General features: G+C 66.7%; 18 protein-coding genes and 2 tRNA genes. 11 read left to right on the top strand and 9 right to left on the bottom strand.

What is annotated here, in order from left to right; all coding sequences use genetic code 11:
* Positions 1-85 precede the first annotated feature (85 nt).
* From LKO27_RS04775 to LKO27_RS04755, 5 genes are all read left to right on the top strand, one after another.
* A complete protein-coding gene (locus tag LKO27_RS04775) occupies positions 86-859 on the top strand; it encodes an IclR family transcriptional regulator (RefSeq protein WP_227735726.1) in 774 nt (257 codons plus the stop codon).
* Positions 860-921: 62 nt separating this feature from the next.
* Positions 922-998: transfer RNA gene (locus LKO27_RS04770), tRNA-Ile, on the top strand.
* A 107-nt stretch (positions 999-1,105) separates the two neighbouring features.
* Entirely contained in the window at positions 1,106-1,795 is a 690-nt protein-coding gene (locus LKO27_RS04765; RefSeq protein ID WP_227735725.1) for an NYN domain-containing protein, read from the top strand.
* A gap of 90 nt (positions 1,796-1,885) precedes the next feature.
* Positions 1,886-2,137 carry a DUF6582 domain-containing protein gene (locus LKO27_RS04760; RefSeq protein WP_227735724.1) on the top strand — a complete coding sequence of 84 codons (252 nt, stop codon included), beginning with the start codon at positions 1,886-1,888 and terminating at the stop codon, positions 2,135-2,137.
* A 415-nt stretch (positions 2,138-2,552) separates the two neighbouring features.
* Positions 2,553-2,798 (top strand): hypothetical protein, encoded by a 246-nt coding sequence (locus LKO27_RS04755; protein WP_227735723.1) that lies wholly within the window; start codon positions 2,553-2,555, stop codon positions 2,796-2,798.
* Positions 2,799-2,852: 54 nt separating this feature from the next.
* Here LKO27_RS04755 and LKO27_RS04750 read toward each other — a convergent pair whose 3' ends face one another.
* Both LKO27_RS04750 and LKO27_RS04745 read right to left on the bottom strand, forming a co-directional pair.
* The gene (locus LKO27_RS04750; protein WP_227735722.1) at positions 2,853-3,557 is read right to left on the bottom strand and encodes a class I SAM-dependent methyltransferase; all 705 of its coding nucleotides are present in this window, start codon (positions 3,555-3,557) and stop codon (positions 2,853-2,855) included.
* A complete protein-coding gene (locus LKO27_RS04745; protein ID WP_227735721.1) occupies positions 3,557-4,042 on the bottom strand; it encodes a VOC family protein in 486 nt (161 codons plus the stop codon). Before LKO27_RS04745 ends, LKO27_RS04750 begins: the two co-directional genes overlap by 1 nt.
* 174 nt (positions 4,043-4,216) lie before the next feature.
* On the opposite strand from LKO27_RS04745, the gene LKO27_RS04740 reads away from it, so the two are divergent.
* Positions 4,217-6,415 carry a heavy metal translocating P-type ATPase gene (locus LKO27_RS04740; protein ID WP_227735720.1) on the top strand — a complete coding sequence of 733 codons (2,199 nt, stop codon included), beginning with the start codon at positions 4,217-4,219 and terminating at the stop codon, positions 6,413-6,415.
* Between the two features lie 4 nt (positions 6,416-6,419).
* Here the strand turns inward: LKO27_RS04740 and LKO27_RS04735 are convergent, their stop codons facing one another.
* The 3 genes from LKO27_RS04735 to otsB all read right to left on the bottom strand — a co-directional run bounded on the left by LKO27_RS04735 (position 6,420) and on the right by otsB (position 8,292).
* Positions 6,420-7,034, bottom strand: a complete 615-nt coding sequence (locus LKO27_RS04735) for a YdeI family protein (RefSeq protein ID WP_227735719.1) — start codon at positions 7,032-7,034, stop codon at positions 6,420-6,422.
* 35 nt (positions 7,035-7,069) lie between these two features.
* Positions 7,070-7,339 carry a metal-sensitive transcriptional regulator gene (locus LKO27_RS04730; protein WP_227737211.1) on the bottom strand — a complete coding sequence of 90 codons (270 nt, stop codon included), beginning with the start codon at positions 7,337-7,339 and terminating at the stop codon, positions 7,070-7,072.
* Between the two features lie 104 nt (positions 7,340-7,443).
* A complete protein-coding gene (gene otsB / locus LKO27_RS04725) occupies positions 7,444-8,292 on the bottom strand; it encodes a trehalose-phosphatase (RefSeq protein ID WP_227735718.1) in 849 nt (282 codons plus the stop codon).
* Positions 8,293-8,349: 57 nt separating this feature from the next.
* Here otsB and LKO27_RS04720 point away from each other — a divergent pair, with 57 nt between their 5' ends.
* From LKO27_RS04720 to LKO27_RS04710, 3 genes are all read left to right on the top strand, one after another.
* Positions 8,350-9,786: a trehalose-6-phosphate synthase gene (locus tag LKO27_RS04720; protein WP_227735717.1), complete on the top strand. Its 1,437-nt coding sequence runs from the start codon at positions 8,350-8,352 to the stop codon at positions 9,784-9,786.
* Positions 9,787-9,848: 62 nt separating this feature from the next.
* Positions 9,849-9,924: transfer RNA gene (locus tag LKO27_RS04715), tRNA-Asn, on the top strand.
* A gap of 140 nt (positions 9,925-10,064) precedes the next feature.
* On the top strand, positions 10,065-10,709 hold the full coding sequence (locus LKO27_RS04710; RefSeq protein ID WP_227735716.1) for an NAD(P)-dependent oxidoreductase: 645 nt from the start codon (positions 10,065-10,067) through the stop codon (positions 10,707-10,709).
* Between the two features lie 22 nt (positions 10,710-10,731).
* Here LKO27_RS04710 and LKO27_RS04705 read toward each other — a convergent pair whose 3' ends face one another.
* Both LKO27_RS04705 and LKO27_RS04700 read right to left on the bottom strand, forming a co-directional pair.
* Positions 10,732-11,226: a carboxymuconolactone decarboxylase family protein gene (locus tag LKO27_RS04705; RefSeq protein WP_227735715.1), complete on the bottom strand. Its 495-nt coding sequence runs from the start codon at positions 11,224-11,226 to the stop codon at positions 10,732-10,734.
* 99 nt (positions 11,227-11,325) lie between these two features.
* On the bottom strand, positions 11,326-11,820 hold the full coding sequence (locus LKO27_RS04700; protein ID WP_227735714.1) for a hypothetical protein: 495 nt from the start codon (positions 11,818-11,820) through the stop codon (positions 11,326-11,328).
* Positions 11,821-11,883: 63 nt separating this feature from the next.
* Between LKO27_RS04700 and LKO27_RS04695 the strand changes: the two genes are divergently transcribed.
* Both LKO27_RS04695 and LKO27_RS04690 read left to right on the top strand, forming a co-directional pair.
* Complete coding sequence (locus LKO27_RS04695) at positions 11,884-13,311, top strand: sodium:proton antiporter (RefSeq protein WP_227735713.1); 1,428 nt, start codon at positions 11,884-11,886, stop codon at positions 13,309-13,311.
* Between the two features lie 124 nt (positions 13,312-13,435).
* Positions 13,436-14,326: a sigma-70 family RNA polymerase sigma factor gene (locus tag LKO27_RS04690; protein ID WP_227735712.1), complete on the top strand. Its 891-nt coding sequence runs from the start codon at positions 13,436-13,438 to the stop codon at positions 14,324-14,326.
* A gap of 40 nt (positions 14,327-14,366) precedes the next feature.
* Here LKO27_RS04690 and dnaG read toward each other — a convergent pair whose 3' ends face one another.
* Both dnaG and LKO27_RS04680 read right to left on the bottom strand, forming a co-directional pair.
* Complete coding sequence (dnaG, locus tag LKO27_RS04685) at positions 14,367-16,202, bottom strand: DNA primase (RefSeq protein ID WP_227735711.1); 1,836 nt, start codon at positions 16,200-16,202, stop codon at positions 14,367-14,369.
* 64 nt (positions 16,203-16,266) lie between these two features.
* Positions 16,267-17,331, bottom strand: a complete 1,065-nt coding sequence (locus tag LKO27_RS04680; protein WP_227737210.1) for an HD domain-containing protein — start codon at positions 17,329-17,331, stop codon at positions 16,267-16,269.
* Positions 17,332-17,341: the final 10 nt, after the last annotated feature.

Raw genomic sequence — 17,341 nt, 5'->3', positions numbered from 1 at the left:
CTTGGACTCCGTTTCACTGATTGAAATGCCACTTTTCGTTAGCTGCAACCTAGCATGACGCAGGGCCGGGTGCCAGACTGGGGGGATGAGCGAGCCCATCCGGATCGAGGCCATAGATCGAGCACTGGCCCTGCTCTCGGCACTCGCCGAGGCCGGGCCTGCCGGCGCGAGCCTCGCGCGGCTGTCGGAGCTGACCGGGGTGAACAAGTCGACCGCCCATCGCGCCCTTTCGACGTTCCGCGTCCGCGAGTACGCCACCCAGCTTCCAAATGGGGATTACAGGCTCGGCCCGGGTGCCGTGGGACTGGCCGACCGGTTCCTCAGCCGGGACAACCTCGTTGCCGTCCTGCATCCGGCACTCGTGCAGCTCTCACGGCAGGCCGAGGAACTCGTCCACCTGGGCTCCTGGTCCGACGACCAGGTGGTCTACCTGGACAAGGTGGAGCCGGCCACCCGCGCGATCCGGGTTTGGTCGGCGGTGGGCCAGCGTGTGCCGATTGCGACGACCGCTCTGGGACGCGCGCTTCTCGCAGCAAGGGGCACCCCCGACAGCCAGCTGGACATCTACCTCCACGGCGTCCCGCAGGACCGCGACCTCTCCGTCATGCACCTCCGCGAACAGATCTCGATGGCCCGGGAACGCGGCTACTCCACGGAGAACGAGGAGAACGAGCCGGGGGTGGCGTGCGTCGGGATGGCGCTCATGCGGGGCGACGACGCCGTCGCAGCCCTGTCCGTGACCTCGCTGGCGGCGCGGATGACGCCGGACCGGCAGGCGGAACTGGCCGCGATGATCCGAGAGGAACTACCGGCGCTCCTGCCCCAGGGAATCACCCTCTTCACTGGACTGGCCAAATAGTCAGGGCTCCCGCCTCCCCGGCTACGAGCGCCTGCGAGGTATGATCACCCCCACACCAGTCGGGGGCGTTGGCGCAGCCGGTTAGCGCAGGTGGCTCATAACCACTCGGTCGCGGGTTCGAGCCCCGCACGCCCCACCAGCAGTAAAAACCCTTGTCAGTTCGGTCTTTCTTGTGCGGCACGACCCGGATCCCGAATCGGGGAGGGGGCCGAGTGCTTGGAGGTAGCAATCAAATAGGATTCACATATGACCCGGGTCACGCCTCAAGTTGCTCTACTGGTGGATGCTGACAACGCCGCCCTCGGCAGCCTCAACCAAGTCCTGACGATCCTCGGCGAGCACGGAGAGGTAAATATCCGGCGCGCGTACGGCAACTGGTTCAAGTCCGCCCTCAGGGCCTGGGACACCGAACTGAACCGGAGAGGCATCCGGCCGATACAGCAGTCGGACCCCGTGAAAGGCAAGAACGCAACCGACCTCGCACTGGTGATCGACGCCATTGAACTTCACCACACCGTGACTCCGGACGTTTATGGGCCGGTTTCCAGCGACAGCGACTACACGCCGCTGGCGCATTTCCTGCGCGAGCGCGGCGCGAAGGTAATTGGGTTCGGAAACGCTAACACGGCCGCGTCGTTCCAAGCGGCATGCACGTTGTTCTGCGTCCTGGCGGATCCGAACGTTGGCAAGCCGAAGACCGAGCCAAAGCGACAGCCGACCTTGGCCCAGCTCCTCTCGGGAGCAATCACGAAGAACGCTGACAAGCAGGGGTGGGCTCGGGTCAGCGCAGTTGCGAACCACATGCGCCAGCAACACGGGCAGGCAGCCAAGGACCACGGGAAGTCGACGTGGACCAAGGTGCTCAAAGCCACGCCCGATTACGAGTTCCGCAACGAGGGCACGACGAACGTGGCCGTCCGCCCAGCAAGCCGCTGAAGTCGTCGCCTATTCCTGCCCCATGGCAGTCAGTGCTGCCTGGTCGCCCGAGGTGATGACGTGGCGGTCCTGCCGTCCTATCGTGGGGTGATGGCAAGGATCAAACGGCGCGAGGACACCAATCCTGACGAGGGAGAGCGCAAGTACGGCGACGTGGAGTTCGCCGATCCGGTGAACAACAAGTACCCGATCGACACCGAAGAGCATGTCAGGGCGGCGTGGTCCTACATCAACAAGGAAGGCAACGCTGACAAGTATTCCTCCGCGGAGGAGGTCGACCGGATAAAGGAACGAATCAAGACCGCGGGGAAACGGTTCGGCATTGAGTTCAGCGACGACTGATACGTCACCTGAGCGAAAGCGCGTGCTTGTGCTCCGAGTGATCTCAAACGCCCGCTGCGTGCCCAAACCTCATCCGCGGCACCCGGAACGACGGGTTTGGGACGCACACTGGGTACATGGTTCGGATCATCAGATTCATGTTCGACTGGGGTCACCCCTGGCCTCGCTCACCTGCCCGAGCAACATGGCACTCTCACTCGACAGGCTTGCCCGGCTGGCGGAACCCCCAGGGTCGGCTGCCGCTGCCACTGGTGACTCAAAGGCGGCAGAGTCGCAGACCGTCGATGGCCGAGACTTCAAACTGTGCGGCTCGATCCCCACAACGTCATCGGTAACGCTTTGCCGTGACGGTGAGCTGCACGTAGTGAAGGTCACTCAGCCGGGAACCGTATTCCGGTCACCTAGGATCATCGACATGGCCATCACCCGGGAAGAACTGACTGCGATTCTGGCCGAGGCCGACCCCGTTGGACTGGTCGCGGGCGGTGCGCCCCGCGACGAGTACGCCGCAGAGGCCGACGCCATCCTCGCCCTCAAAGGCGTCCCCACACTGACCGAGATCACCGGGGTCTTCGCGGTGAGCTTCAGTGAGCCAGGTGCGTGCTCCAGGGAGAAGGCGCGTTGGATCGCCGAGGAGATCGAACGCCGCGCCTCCCGCTGACGTTGGTCCTGCGCCAACCCGCGACGCCCGACGAGGGCCCGCCACACCTTCCCGTCAGAGATGAACTTCGACGTCCGCCGGGTTCTCGATCACGAGGAACAGGAAACTGATGAAACGGCGCGTCCCGGACGACGGCAGCAGTTCCTCGGGGGTGTCGTCGGCGACCGGCGGCTCGTGCAGCGAAGTGATCCGCAGCCCCGAGCCATTGACCGCCCGGTAGATGTCCTCAAGGGTGCGGTGCCACATGAACAGGCTCGCCTCCCGGCCAGCGAAGTCGTGCTTCAACTCGTACTGCTCGATTCCGAAGTATCTGTTCTCGGTCATCGCGAAGGCGAGCGGGTGGTTGACGGCCGCGATCAGCCGTCCCCCTGGTCGCAACACCCGCCTGACCTCCTGCAACGGGGCCTCCCAGTCCCGTAGGTAATGCAGAACGAGCGAGGCGCAGGCGACATCGAAACTGTCGTCGTCATACGGCAGCGGATCGGCGAGGTCTGCCACGCGCAGGTCCGCGGAGTCGCCGAGGCGACGCCTGGCGATGTCCAGCATGGCGGGGCTCAGGTCAAAGCCGGCAACTCGGGCACCTCGCTGCACCAACTGCTCGGCCATCGGACCGGCTCCGCATCCGATGTCGAGCACATCCAGCCCCTCCACGTCGCCCGCGAGGTCCAGCATCGCTGGACGCGCGTAGTAGGCGTTGAGGAGGCTGCGTTCATTCTCGGCGTTGTAGTGCTCAGCGAAACTGTCGTAGTCGGTCTCCATCAATCTCCCCGGACGGCGCGCTCGATCGTCGCGACATCGATCTTCTGCATTTCCAGCATCGCAGCGAACGCGCGCGCGGACACGCCGGGTTCGTCCGACTCCATGGCTTCGCTGAGGACCCGCGGGGTGATCTGCCACGAGACACCCCACCGGTCCTTGCACCAACCGCAGGCGCTCTCCTGCCCGCCGTTGCCGACGATGGCGTCCCAGTAACGGTCGGTCTCCGCTTGATCATCCGTGGCGATCTGGAAAGAGAAGGCCTCGCTCTGCTTGAACTCGGGGCCACCGTTCAGTCCCAGGCAGGGTATGCCACAGACCGTGAAGTTGACCGTCAGGACCTCACCCGCCTCGCCGCCGGGGAAGTCTCCGGGCGCCCGCTGCACGGCACCAACCTCGCTGTCGGGGAACACCGAGGCGTAGAACTCAGCCGCCGCCTCCGCATCCTTGTCGTACCACAAGCAGATCGTGTTCTTGGGGATCGCCATCACCATCTCCTTCGACTGGACAGGCCGACACAATAACTCGCCAAGGGACCACGGGACAGGGGGCAGCACGGATAGGTTGGCTGGAGAAGAACGTGACGGATCTCGCTGTCAAGTTTCGCGGAGGTCTATCAATGTATACCCCCCGGGGGTATGGTCAAGGCAGGAGGTACACCCATGAGCCACCAGCACCAGCATCCCGACCCTGAAACACGACATGACGGCCACGTGGAGCACACCGGAAGCCGGGTCGAAGACTCCAGACCTGAAGTCGACGTCGCCACAGCCGGACACGACGACCACACCCAACACACCGGACACGACGACCACACCCAACACACCGGACACGACGACCACACCCAACACACCGGACACGACGACCACACCCAACACGCCGGACACGGTGGGCATGCCGGGCACGGCGACCATGTGGGTCAGTTCCGTCGGCTCTTCTGGATCATGCTGGTCATCGGCATCCCTGTCGTCGGGTTCTCCGCGATGTTCGCCTCGTTGGTCGGCTACAGCGTCCCGGATTGGGCGATGTGGTTCTCCCCCTTGCTGGGCACGGTCATGTACGTGTGGGGCGGCAGGCCCTTCCTGACTGGCGCCGTCGGCGAGATCCGAGCGCGCAAGCCGGGGATGATGCTGCTCATCGGGCTCGCCATCACCGTCGCGTTCGTCGCTTCCTGGGGAGCGAGCCTCGGGCTGCTCCCTCACCAGCTCGACTTCTGGTGGGAACTCGCCCTCCTGATCGTCATCATGCTGCTGGGCCACTGGATCGAGATGCGGTCGCTGGCCCAGACCACGTCGGCACTGGACTCCCTCGCTGCACTGCTGCCTGACGAGGCCGAGCGGCTTGTCGGCGACGCGGTCGAGACCGTAGCGCCGTCCGAGCTGAGGGTCGGCGACCTGGTGCTCGTCCGTCCGGGTGGTCGCGTCCCCGCAGACGGGCGGGTGGCCGGCGGCTCGGCGAGCATGGACGAATCGATGATCACCGGTGAGTCGAAGACCGTGCGGCGGGCCGAGGGCGACACCGTCGTGGCCGGCACCGTCGCCACCGACTCCGGACTGCGCGTCGAGGTCACCGCCATCGGCGACGACACCACGCTCGCGGGCATCCAGAAGCTGGTGGCAGACGCCCAGTCCTCAACGTCCCGGGCGCAACGCATCGCGGACCGCGCAGCCGGCTGGCTGTTCTGGTTCGCCCTCGTCGCGGCAGTCATCACCGCCATAGTCTGGGGCATCCTGGGCCTCCCACAGGCAGGAGTGGTCCGTACCATCACGGTCCTGGTCATCGCCTGCCCCCACGCACTTGGGCTCGCCATCCCGCTGGTGGTCTCGATCGCAACTGAGCGGGCCGCCCGTGGCGGCGTCCTCGTCAAGGACCGGTTGGCACTGGAGAGCATGCGCACGGTGGACACCGTGCTGTTCGACAAGACCGGAACGCTCACCAAGGGAACGCCGGCCGTGACCGCGATCGAACCAGCCGACGGCTTCGATTCCGACGAGTTGCTCGCCCTCGCGGCAGCTGCAGAAACCTACTCCGAGCACCCGCTCGCGACAGCCATCACCAAGGCGGCGGCCGCCAGGGACCTGAGGGTTCCCAGGGCCAGCGACTTCTCGTCGTCCCCCGCCGTCGGCGTGAGCGCGGAGGTCGACGGCCGAAGTGTCAAGGTCGGCGGTCCTTACCTGCTCGAGCAGGAGGGCGCCCGCGAACTGGTCGTCGCCGAGCAGTGGCGAGGCGAAGGCGCCATCATCCTGCACGTCCTGGTGGACGGACAGGTGGCCGGCGCACTGAGGCTCGCCGACGAAGTACGACAGGAGTCGTTGGCGGCCGTCCGGCAGTTGCACGAGCGCGACGTCCAGGTGGTCATGATCACAGGCGACGCCGAGGCCGTCGCGGCCTCCGTGGCTGCCGAGCTGGGCATCGACCGGTACTTCGCGGGCGTCCGGCCCGAGGACAAGGCGCAGAAGGTGGCCCAACTCCAGGACGAGGGCCGCAAGGTGGCCATGGTGGGCGACGGCGTGAACGACGCTCCGGCGCTGGCCCAGGCCGACGTCGGCATCGCGATCGGTGCCGGCACTGACGTGGCGATCGCCTCGGCGGGTGTGATCCTCGCCAGCGACGACCCGCGCTCGGTGGTGTCAGTGATCAGGCTCTCCGAGGCCAGCTACGCCAAGATGAAGCAGAACCTGTGGTGGGCGGCGGGCTACAACCTGCTGGCTGTTCCGCTGGCGGCCGGTGTGTTGGCACCGTTCGGGTTCGTGCTGCCGATGTCGGTCGGCGCCATCCTGATGTCGCTGTCCACAGTGATCGTCGCCCTCAACGCGCAACTGCTGCGTCGACTGGACCTGACCCCCGGGGCAGCTGACTGACGCTTCACTGAGGGACGGGAGGAGGCCCGCTCTCGTCCCTCAGTGAAGCCGATGTGGCCGCGTTGAGCCTGTCGACTGCGCGCTCAATCCGTCGGGCGCGGCTGGTGTCACTGGGGGCGGTCACCACACTGTGCAGGACTGAGTACCTCTCCTGCTTGCCCAGTGCATCGAAGGCGGCCTGCGCGCCGGGCGACGCAGCGAGAGCCGCGGCCAGGTCGTCGGGGACCTCCACAGTGGAGGGCCCCGCGTAGGCACGTTGCCAGCGCCCATCGGCCTTGGCGCGTGCGACCTCAGCCTGGCCGCGTTGCCGCATCCGGCCCTCGTCGATCAGTCGCCCGACGATTCCCACGTTGCGCTGTGACCACAGCGACGCCTTGCGCCGTGGGGTGAACCTGACTCGGTAGACCGCGTCGTCGATTCTCTTGCTCTGGCCATCGATCCACCCGCTGCACAGCGCCTCCTCCACCGCCTGCGCGTAGCTGAGTGATGTCGGCGCTGTGGTCCCCTTCTTGGCCAGGAACAGCCAGACGCCGTCGGACTCCCCTTCGTTCCGGTCCAGCCACGCCCGCCAGGCATCCTGGTCCGGAAGGATCAGGACCTCAGGTTCTTCACCGGTCATGGCTGTGGCCTCAACTCCCCGACGTGCCAGCGTCCTCAGGACTTGACTAGCCGCGCGATCGCCGTCGACGCCTCTTTGAGCATCGCGTCCGCTTCCGGGCCACCGCCCTTGGCGGCGTCGACGACGCAGTGGGCGATGTGGTCATCCAGGAGCGCGAGGGCAACGTTTTCTAGGGCGGCCGTCATCGCGCTGATCTGGGTGAGGATGTCGATGCAGTACACGTCCTCGCTGATCATCCGGTGGACGCCGCGGGCCTGGCCCTCGATCCGCCGCAGGCGCGCGAGGTAGCGCTCCTTGTCACTCATGTAGCCGTGGTGGTGACCGTGCTCATGGTCCGGCTCGTGCGTGTGACCGGCAGCATGGTCGTGCCCCTGCGCGTCATCGGTGGACGCCTTCTCGGTGGTCTCGCTCATCCCAGTCTCCTCGCCAGCTCCTCCAGCCAGTCGGCCACACCGTCGGGCCCGTCACAGATGACGTCGGCCACCTCGACGAGGGCTGGCTGCTCTTCAGAAGAGCTTACGACGGCGCAGCAATCGATCCCCGCCGCCCTCAGCTCCGGGAGCAACTCGAAGGCCGGCAAATCCCCCAGGTCGTCTCCGACCATGGCCACCGCCGTGGGACGAAACTCCTCGACAAGGTCACGCAGCGCGTCGCCCTTGGTCTTGTTGGAGGCTCGCAGTTCCAGGACCAGCTTGCCGGGTTCGGCGTGCAGGCCGTGGCGCTCCCCGATGCGGCGGATCTCCGGCTCCAGCAGTCTTAGGGCGCCCACCGGGTCGTCGGCGCGTCGGGTGTGCACCCCGATCGCACGGCCCTTGTCCTCGAGGTGCACCCCGGCCACACCGCTCCCGCGGGCCGCGTGGTCCGCGAGCAGGGCGACGAGTTCCCGCTTCGCCGCCACCACGGCCCCTGGCGTCTCCGGCGCGTGCAACTCGCCTGTGGCCGCGTCGTATCGCTCAACCCCGTACTGGCCGAGCACCAGCACCCTCTCGAGGCCCGGCCGCCCGTCGAGCTCACCGAGCCGCCGCACCGCCTCGACGCCCCGGCCGGTGATGATGGCGATCTGTCCCAGACGCCCTCCCAGCTTCCCAAGGGCGTCGGCAGCCGCGTCGTGCATCCGCGAGTCCTCGGGGTCCGGGACCAGATTGGCCAACGTGCCGTCGAAGTCCAGGGCGAGCAGCGTCCGACGCGGCGCGGCGGTGACCTGGTCAGGGAAATCGGTGCCGGCTTGGGTCGAGGCATGCCATGTGGATGGGAGCATGACTCCAGCGTGCCACGTCACCCCGGTAGGGTGAACCAAACACATGGAGGTAGACAAGTGAACGACGAGAGGCCCATCGCTGAAGCTGGCGCAACGTTCGTGGTTGTGGCCAACCGGCTTTCCGTGGACCGGATCACAGACCCCGAGGGCGAGGTCTCCTGGCGAACCGCCCCCGGCGGCCTTGTGACCGCACTCGAGCCCGTGATGCGCAAACGGGGCGGCGCGTGGGTCGGATGGCACGGCGCCCCCGACGAGGAGGTGGAGCCCTTCCACCACGACGGCTACATCATCGAACCAGTTGCCCTCAGCACCGAGGAGGTGGAGGAGTACTACGAGGGGATGTCGAACGCGACCCTGTGGCCGCTGTTCCACGACGGCGTCGCCTTCCCCGAGTTCCACCGTGAGTGGTGGGATTCCTACGTCAAGGTCAACCAGCGCTTCGCGGACCACGCGGCACAGGTGTCCGCCAAGGGTGCGACAGTGTGGGTGCAGGACTACCAGCTACTCCTGGTCCCCCAGATGCTGCGGGACCAGCGCCCCGACCTGAAGATCGGGTTCTTCCTGCACATCCCGTTCCCACCCACCGAATTGTTCCTGCAACTCCCCTGGCGCAAGGAACTCATTGAGGGGATGCTCGGCGCCGACCTTGTTGGGTTCCAGGTGCCCGGCGGCGCCAGCAACTTCCTGAGGCTCGTCCGGACGCGCACCACCCACAAGGTGGACCGCGACCGCGTCCGCGTCGATGCCACCCACGTCTGCGTCGCACGGGCATTCCCGATCTCGATCGACACCGAGGGGTTCCGCGAGCTCGCGGAGTCGCCCGAGGTGATCGCTGAGGCCGAGGCGATCCGCGCTGAGCTCGGCAACCCGAAGACGATCTTCCTGGGCGTCGATCGCCTCGACTACACCAAGGGCCTGCGGCAACGGGTGCGAGCGATGGGCGAGCTGTTCACCGAGGGCGAGCTTGATCCCGAGAACACGGTGTTCTTCCAGATCGCCACTCCGTCACGGGAGCGCGTCGAGGAGTACCGACGCCTTCGCGACGACATCGACCTGCTGGTGGGCCGCATCAATTCCGAGGTGGGCGGCGTCGGCCGCCCGGCCATCGTGTACCGCCACTCGTCCTTCCCGCGCACCACGATGGCGGCCCTCTACCGGATCGCCGACGTCATGGTGGTCACGCCGCTACGCGATGGCATGAACCTGGTGGCCAAGGAGTACATCGCCTGTCATCCCACCGACACCGGCGCCCTGGTGCTCAGCGAGTTCGCCGGCGCCGCCCGCGAACTCCGCCAGGCCTACCTCGTGAACCCGTATGACCTGAACGGGATGAAGGAGGTGCTGATGCAGGCCTACACCGACGCACCGGCGGCCAAGCGTCGTCGGATGCGTGCACTGCGCAGGCAGGTAAACGAGCACACCATCAACCACTGGGCCGATGCCTTCCTGTCGGAACTGGACGAGATCGGGACCAACCGCGCCCGCCAGTCCTGATTTCTCACCGGCGCGGGAGGTCTGGTAACGTAACTGCTCGCGCGGTTGTTCACAGCCGCCGATCCCTGGTAGCTCAATTGGCAGAGCATTCGACTGTTAATCGAAGGGTTACTGGTTCGAGTCCAGTCCGGGGAGCCAGCAGGAGTTCATCTCCGACAAGGCGTTTCACCCTTCCGCCAGCACTTTCATCTTCCAGGGTGCAATCTGTCCACCCACCCGCACACGCGTCGAGCCGCTACGCTCTTGGCAACCTGTGGACGAGACCAAGGAGCTGGGCCATGGCCAAGATTTCAGTGATCGGTGGAACCGGATTTGCCGGCGGGGCGGTGGTCCGGGAGGCGGCCCGACGAGGCCACGAAGTGATTTGCCTGAGCCGCCACGAACCGGAGCCCCAGGTGCCCGGGGTCGAGTACCTGACCGGTTCTGCGCTGGATCATGATGTCCTGGCGCGGGTCGTGTCAGAGGCCGACGTCGTCTTCGAAGCCTTGTCGCCACGCGGTGACATGGCCGGCCGGGTGGAGGCCGTGTTCGAGGATCTCCTGACCCTGGCCGCGGAACACGGTTCGCGTCTGGGCGTGCTCGGCGGAGCGTCCTCGCTGCTGGTGTCAGAGAATGGCCCACGGCTGTTCGATGCCGGACCGGTGGCCCCTGAGGTCCTGCCGGAGGTTGAGTTGGGGATGCACAAACTCGAGAGACTTCTCGCAGCCCCGGAAGGCCTGGACTGGTTCTACTTGAGCCCGCCAGCGGAGTTCGGAGCCTGGGTGCCCAGCACCGAGACGGGCCAGTACCGCACCAGCGACGACGTCCTGCTCAGGGACAGCGAGGGCAAGTCGGAGATCTCCGCCGCAGACCTGGCCATCGCCGTCCTGGACGAGATCGAGCAGCCGGCACACCGTCGTCGGCGATTCCACGTCGCGCACTGATCCCCACGCGAGCCGAGCGGTCTCAGCCCAGCTTGATCGGCTTGCCGAATGAGGCCCGTTCAACCACCGGGTGGTGGCTGAGGATCGACACCCTGTTGAACGCGTTGATCGTGGTAGCGGCGTAGATCAGCAGGGCCAACTGGTCATCGGTGAGGTCCTCACGCATCGAGTCGTACTCCACCTCGGTCAGCCGCAGCTGGGAGACCAGCGACACCGCCTCCGCGATGTTCAGGGCTGCCTTCTCGATTCGGTTGAAAAGGTCCGTTTCCCGCCAGGTGGCCAGCACCGCGATCCGCTGTGGTGACTCGCCGGCACGCAGGGCGAGATGCGTGTGCAGGTGCAGGCAGTACGCGCACCCGTTGATCTGTGAAGCCCGCAGGTTGACGAGTTCGAGGGTCGACTTCTCGATCCCGAGTTCCGCGGCTCTCGCGCGCACCTCCGTGGCTACGGCGGTCATGGCCGAGTGAATGGTGGGAAGTTGCCTGTCGATGAAGACCCAGCGAGGTGCGTCCGCCATGAACGGACCCTACCGCCATTGGAGATCGCCGGGGGAGAGTCAGATACGCTCGGGACCCGGGCTCACCAGGCAGCGGATCTCCGGGTCAGGCACGGGGAATCAGGCCCACTCCGCCTTCAGGGCATCGGTGCGCTCGACGACGAAAGCCGCGGTGGCCGGATCGGCAAGACTCGCTCCCCCGCTCGCCGAGGCGTACCAGGTGATCTCGTCGCTGCCGTCGAGTCGTCTGCGACCAACGATCTGCACCGTGCCCCTGGTCAGGTCGTGCGATTCGGTGGCGACGGTGGAGGCCTGCACCCGCTCCCTGAACAGCTCCGGGAGCCTGCCGACAGAGTCCAATTCAGCCTCGATCCGGCGCCCATCCGTGATCGTCCACGTGAACGTCGAGACGTCGGCACGCCACGCTCCCCTGAGGACCTCCTCCCAACCCCAGATCTCCCACTCCCCCAAGTGGCGTCGCGCCAGGATTTCCCGGGCAGCGACAACGGTGGTCTCCGGCCCAGACCCGTGGGCAAGGACGGTGACGCTGCGACCCGCCGCCTGCTCGAGTTCTCGCAGGAGGGACTTGTCCAGGCGCGGCGAAATGAAACTCATGGCACCCATTGTGCCCCTCACGAGGGAGGCAGATAGATTCAGCAGAATCAGAAAGGACTGATCGTGCTGCTGGAGACACAGCTGGACCTCGCCTGGTGGACGGTGTTGCCCTTCGTCGCCTTGCTGTTGTGCATCGCGATCCTGCCGCTGGTGCCCGCCACCGAGCACTGGTGGGAGAAGAACAGCAGCAAGCTCATTGTCGCTCTCGCGCTCGGATTGCCCGTGGCCGTCTACATGACCGTGCTGGCTGGTTCTTCCCCAGTGGTTCACGCCATGGTTGAGTACGCACAGTTCATCATCCTGCTGCTGGCGCTGTTCACCATCTCCGGCGGCATCCACCTGTCCGGTGACATCGAGGCCAAGCCTCGCACCAACGTGACGTTCATAGCCATCGGTGCCGTTGTGGCGTCGTTCATCGGGACGACGGGCGCCGCGATGCTGCTGATCCGCCCACTTCTGAAGACCAATGCCGAGCGCAAGCTCAAGACCCACACGGTCATCTTCTTCATCTTCTCCGTCGCCAACGCAGGCGGCCTCCTGACCCCCCTGGGAGACCCGCCGCTGTTCCTCGGCCTGCTGCGCGGCGTCCCCTTCGAATGGACCTTCACGCTGTTCCCCCAGTGGCTGTTCGTCAACGCGCTGCTGCTGATCTCCTATTACGCCCTTGACAAGGTCATGTACGCGAGGGAGGATCCCAGCGACATCGCCTTTGACCACGAGAACGTGCAGTCCCTGCTCCTCTTGGGACGCCGTCACTTCATCTTCATCACGATGGTGGTGATCGGCGTTGCCGTGGTCCCCTCGGTGGACCTGCACACCATCGAGGAGGGCACCGCCGCATGGTTCCAATACGTGCCCTGGCGTGAGGCCTTGATGCTCACCGCAGCCGGAATGTCCCTCGCCTTCGGTGACCGCCGGACGCGCTATCAGGACAACCAGTTCAGCTGGACACCCATCGTCGAGGTCGCCGCGCTGTTCGTGGGGATCTTCCTGACCATGATCCCAGCGCTGCGGGTACTGGGCCAACTGGCGCCCTCGCTGCCCCTCACCGACATCACCTTCTACCTGTTCACCGGCGGCCTGTCCGCGTTCCTGGACAACGCGCCCACATACGCGACGTTCTTCGAGATGGCGCAAACGCTTGGAGAGGTCACGCCTGGGGCCGTGATGGTCGCGGGAGTACAGTCCTCCTTCCTGACGGCGATCAGCCTCGGTGCAGTCTTCTTCGGCGCCATGACCTACATAGGCAACGGGCCGAACTTCATGGTCAAGGCTGTCGCGGAGGGGGCTGGCGTCAAGATGCCCAGCTTCGGCGGCTACATCGGGTGGTCCTGCCGGTACTTGCTGCCCATTCTGCTGGCCATGATGTGCCTGTTCATCGCGGGCCAGTGGTGGGCGAAGGGGATCGGTGTGCTGCTGACCGCCGGGATCCTCGTCCTTGCCTACCGGAACTCCCGCAACGCCGTGGTCCGGGAGCCGATCACCGTCTGAGTGTTGCCCTCGGGGGTCCCGGTGTTGTCAGCCACTCCCAAGATGTTGGCAGTTGGCGGGTTCGTGTTGCCGGACCGTCAAGCCGCACCCGCCGGCGGCCCTTCGAACGGCGAGGCTTGCCGTCATGAACCTCTCCGTCACCCGAATCGATGACAAGCTCCTCACAGGTGAGGAGGAGGTGGACCTGGCTCGCGCGATCGAGGCCGGCGTCTATGCCGAACATCTCCTCGGCAACGGGGACACCTCCCGGCCGCGGGACGGTGATGCCCTGCAGGTGATCGCGGCGGCTGGACGCCTCGCATGGCAGGAGCTGTGGACCGGCAACCTGCGGCTGGTCATGCACCATGCCTCCGACTTCTCGCGCAGGCACGGTCTTCCCTTCGAGGAGCTATTCCAGGAGGGCTGCCTCGGCCTGGCCGGAGCGATGCAGCGCTACGACTTCCGGCGGGGGCTGCGCTTCACCACCCTCGCACACGAGTACGTGCTTCGCGCCGTAGCCGCCAGCGCAGCCAGGAGATGCGGCATGCTGGAAGGTCCCCTGCACCGGCAGCGAATTCGGCAGCGGATCCGCAAGACCGCGGAACACGTCGGTGAGACCGGGATCCGGGAGCTGGCGCGACTGGCCGGCGTCAGCGTCGAGGCGGCAGTGGCGGCCCAGAGCCGCACCACGACCCTGGACGAGATCCCATCTGCGCTCGCGGTCTACGTCCAGGAGTACGACAGGGTCGACGGCGTCGGGACAGATTTCCTCAACCTGATCGGCGACGAGGCGGGAGAGTTCCTCAGGCTCCGGTTTGGGGTCGGACGCCCGGAACACAGCCTGCGACAGCTGGCGACGAAGCTCGGGATCTCGGAGTCGACCGCGCGCAGGCTGGAGGCAGGTGCCCTGGACCTTGCCAGGACGGTGCTCTCGCAGGACGACGAACGCTGCGTGCTTCCAAGCAGCACCCGAACGGACCCGACGATGAAGGCGATGGGCAGCCGGTTGTGGGCGTTGTCGGCGGGAGGTTCCTGAGGGAGACCAGACCTTCGACAGCTCAGGGCAAACGGGGGCGCTACTCGCCGGCGCTGGCCGTCAGCAGATGTTTGCGCTGCATCTCCAGCCGGGTAAGTTCCGCGAACTGACTGCGGTGCCCGGCGGGGTCCTTCACCGGGTCCGTGCGCTGAAGCTTGGACTTGCAGTCGGCGATCTCCCTCACGACCCTGGTCAGCTGGAGCCGGCTGGTGTGCGCCAGCGAGTACGCGTCGGTGGCCTCGCGGACCAGCGGCTCCACCAGGAGTGAGACCAGCAGCTGCTTGACGAGGTCGTTGGGCGCGGCTGAGCGTAGGTGGTCCGCCCACCCCTCGGCCAGGGGTGTGGCACTGATCACGCGGAACACCGCGGCGTAGCCGGGGTGGGTGAAGTCGTCCGGGAGGACGCCGTTCCAGGCGGCGTCGAAGGTCAGTGGGTGCTGCAGCATCAGCTTCAGGGTGTCGCGTTGCAGCCGCAGGGTCCGGTCGTTCGGGTCGGGCCAGTTGACGTCGACCTCGGGGGGCGCCTCCTCCTCGGCGATCGCATCGGCCTGTGAACCCCTGCGCTGGCTGCTCAACACCTCCCGCCGGACGTCCTCGATGTCCATGCCGAGCATTCCCGCCAGCTCACGCAGGTACTGGCTCACCAGGGAACCGTCGCGGATAGAACCGACGAGTCCCGCGGCCTCGCGCAGGGCCCCGAGGCGGCCGTCAGCGCGGTCGAGGTCGTATCCCGCCAGGACGTTGGCCATCACGAACCGGTACAGCGGGACGCGTCGACCCACGAGCTCCCGGACGGCTGCGTCGCCGTGCTCCAGGCGCAGGTCGCAGGGATCGAGGCCCGAGGGCTCGACGGCGACGTAGGTCTGCGCGATGAAGTTCTGGTCCCCCTTGAACACCTTCAGGGCCGCCTTCTGGCCCGCGGCGTCGCCGTCGAAGGTGAAGATGACCTCACCGTGCAGGCCGTCCTGGGTGCCCATCAAGCGCTGCAGCAGCCGCGCGTGGTCGTCGCCGAAGGCGGTGCCGCAACTGGCGACGGCGGTGTCGACGCCGGACAGGTGTGCGGCCATGACGTCGGTGTAGCCCTCGACGATCACCGCCTGCGAACGCTTCCCGATGCTCTGGCGGGCAAGGTCCAGGCCGTAGAGGACGTGCGACTTCTTGTAGACGGGGGTCTCAGCGGTGTTGATGTACTTGGCGGGCAGCCGGTCGTCGTCGTGGATCCGCCTGGCGCCGAAGCCGAGCACGGCCTGCCCGGAGTCGCGGATGGGCCACAGCAGGCGGCCGACGAAGAAGTCGCGGCCGTTGTCCCGGATCAGTCCCGCCGCCTTGAGGGTGGCGTCGTCGAAACCCTTGGACCTCAGGGCGTGCCTCAGCGCCTGGCCGTGGCGCGGTGCGTAACCCACCCGGAAGCGGAGCGCGGCCGCCCGGTCGAAACCGCGCCCGTCGAGGAACTGCCTGCCGACAACAGCCTCCGGCGTCTCCAATTGCGTCGCGAAGAACTCCTCGGCGGCCTCGTTCGCCTCCAGGATCCGCTTGCGCATGCCCGGCGGCTGACCCGGCCCGGTGCCGTCGTCGACCGTCCTGAGCTGGATTCCGGCTCGGTCGGCCAGCACCTGGATGGCCTCGGTGAAGCTCAGGTTCTGCTGGCGCTGGAGGAACGTGATGACGTCGCCGCCCTCGCCGCAGCCGAAGCAGTAGTAGAACCCCCGCGAAGGTGTGACGGTGAAGCTGGGGGTCTTCTCGTCGTGGAACGGGCAGAGTCCCTTGAGGGAGCCGCCGCCAGCGTTGCGCAGAGCGACGTACTCGGAGACGACCTCGTCGATCCTGGTCCGCTCACGGACCGACGCGATGTCGTCCTCGTTGATGCGGCCAGCCATGGCGGGAAGTCTAGCCGCTGGCGGGTAGCCGCCCGCACACGGCCTCGATCAACCTCAAGGAGTCTCAGGCGCCGCGTCCGATACCCCTGGGGAGTTGCGCCGGATCCCAGCCAAGGAGCTTCTGGGCCTTCTTGAAGGCGAACCGGTCAGTCATGCCACCCACGTAGGTGACCACACCACGGACGGCGTCCTCGGTGCGGTAGCCGTCCGGCAGCGCCCCCGGGTGCTGCAGGTAGTACTCGACCAGTCCACGCAGCACCCGCACCACCGTCTGGGACTGCAGCACGGACTCCGGCCGGGTGTAGATGCGCTCGTAGTTGAACCGCCGCAGCTCCCCCAGCGCCTCGCCGGATTCCTTGTCCATGCCCACCACGCCGGTCTCCGAGGTGGTGGCAATGACCGCGTTGATGAACGTCGAGAGCTGTTCGCGACGGGTGGTCCCGGCCACCTCACGCACCACTGGCGGGATGTCGGACTCCGACACGATGCCGGCGTGGATGGCGTCCTCGAGGTCGTGGGCGCAGTACGCGATCCGGTCCGCCCAGCTGACGATCTCTCCCTCGATCGTCGACGGCGCGGGCCTGGACCAGGAGTGGTTGCGGATGCCGTCGAGCGTCTCTGCACACAGGTTCAGGTCCGCCAGCACCACGTCGGCTCCCCACGGCCCGTGGTCGTAGCCGCCCGGGATGAACTCGTCGAAGGCGTCCTCCGACGCGTGACCACCCGGTCCGTGGCCGCAGTCGTGGCCCAGCGCCATCGCGTCGGCGAGGGTGACGTTTACGCCCACCCCGCGGGCCATGGCGACGGCGCACTGCGCCACCTCGATGGCGTGGGTCAGGCGGGTGCGCTGGTGGTCGTTGGGGAAGACCACTACCTGCGTCTTGCCAGCCAGCCGGCGGAATGCCGCGGAATGGACGATCCGGTCCCGGTCCCGCTCGAAACAGGTGCGGAACGGATCGGGTTCCTCCTCGCGGGCCCGATTGCCGGCCCCGACGGAGAAAGTGGCGTGCGGGTCCAGCAGTGCCCGCTCCGCCTCCTCCCGGCGCTCTCGCACGCGGGCACCACCGCCCGCGAGGGTCGCGCTGGAGCCGCGATGGGCCGTGACGACGTCGTCGCCGTGACCGTGCATCGTCTGGGCC

Origin of the sequence: Tessaracoccus sp. OS52 (genome assembly GCF_020687685.1) — a bacterium.
In the GTDB taxonomy this organism is placed as follows: domain Bacteria; phylum Actinomycetota; class Actinomycetes; order Propionibacteriales; family Propionibacteriaceae; genus Arachnia.
Note: the sequence above shows the minus strand (reverse complement) of the source record. Positions and strands in the feature narration are given on the sequence as shown.